Genomic DNA, 1540 nt, shown 5'->3' with positions numbered 1-1540 from the left:
TTTAGCTGAAACAAAAAGAAGCCTCTCACCTACCCGAAGGGAGGTGATGAGATGAATTTTTGGGTGATGAGGAATTGACCTCTAACCAATTCAATCCGCTGTCCTTGAGAGGGCAGGGGGTCGATGAGGAATCACCATTTTCAAGTTTAAGGGAGTCTATAAAATCTTCAATAATCCGAGTCATCGTGGCATCTTTTTGAACAGAATATAAGCGTAGCTTATTTAATCTGCGTTCCGATATTCTTAAATTTAACGTTTTGTTTTTCATAAATGTCAGTACAATGCCGTTACATTTATGATATTGTATAAACAGGTCGAAAGCGAGAAATAAAAATGCGAACTTCATACCAATACAAACTTAAGCCAAACAAAGAACAGTCTGAAAAGATTGATAAAACACTCGAAATGTTGCGTTGTCAGTACAACTATTTGCTGGCTCAAAGATTTGACTGGTATGAAATGAATCGTTGTCCTATTGATAGATGTCCGTTAATTTGCCATATACCTGAGCTAAAAGATCAGCCTAACTATTACAATCAAAAAGATTCGCTAGTCCAACTAAAAGTGGACAGACCCTGGTACAAAGAGATTCATTCTCAAGTGCTACAGGAAGTCCCTAAGAGAGTTGAAAAAACTTTTGATAGATGGTTGGCTGGTGATGTTAATGGTAAAAAATCTGGTAGACCTCGGTTTAAAGGTAAAAGCCAATACAAAACTTTCACATATTCACAATTTAAGCGGCATCATTTTGTTAACAGCAAAATTACGTTGTCAAAGATAGGTGATGTGAAAGTTATTGTTCATCGACTTATCCCAGATGGATTTGATATTAAAACAGTATCAATTACTAAAAAATCTGATGGTTATTATGTAACTCTCAGCCTTGAAGACACGAAAGTTCCCACAATTAAATCTGACTTTAATCCAGACTTAATAACTGGTATTGATGTTGGTTTAAAAGAGTTTTTGACAACTTCTGAAGGCGAAACTGTTGCTATACCTCAACATTACCGCAAAGCGCAAAAACGATTAAAGGTTATTCAAAAACGTTTATCTCGCAGAAATAAGGTTAGTAATCGTAGACAAAAAGCGGTAAAACAACTAGGTAAGCAGCATAAAAAAGTTGCAGATAAACGCAAAGATTTTCATTTCAAAACGGCTAACAACCTATTGAAGAAATATGATGTTGTAGCGGTTGAAGATTTGAATGTAAAAGGACTTGCACGAACACGATTGGCAAAATCTATACTTGACGCTGGATGGTCAAGCTTTCTGTCGATTCTTACAAACAAAGCCGAAAATGCTGGTTTGTTGGTTATCCCGGTTAAAGCATCTAGTACAAGTCAAGACTGCTCTAATTGTGGTCTGAAAGTTCCTAAAAAGCTGCATGAAAGATGGCACGACTGCCCACATTGTGGATGTAGTCTTGACCGTGACCATAATGCAGCAATAAATATAAAAAATAGAGCGGTAGGGCATTCCGTTCTTAAAGCTCAACGCCTCCTAAGCGATAGCCGGATTGGTTGAGAAGCCTACACCT

General features: G+C 37.2%; 1 protein-coding gene. It reads left to right on the top strand.

Going from position 1 to position 1540, the window contains the following annotated elements; all coding sequences use genetic code 11:
* Positions 1-333 precede the first annotated feature (333 nt).
* Entirely contained in the window at positions 334-1527 is a 1194-nt protein-coding gene (locus H6G32_RS26395; protein ID WP_190463722.1) for an RNA-guided endonuclease InsQ/TnpB family protein, read from the top strand.
* Positions 1528-1540 lie beyond the last annotated feature (13 nt).

It is taken from the genome of Cylindrospermum sp. FACHB-282 (genome assembly GCF_014697195.1).
Taxonomy (GTDB): domain Bacteria; phylum Cyanobacteriota; class Cyanobacteriia; order Cyanobacteriales; family Nostocaceae; genus Cylindrospermum.
The sequence above is the reverse complement of the archived record's forward strand: the minus strand, read 5'-3'. Positions and strand labels throughout refer to the sequence as shown.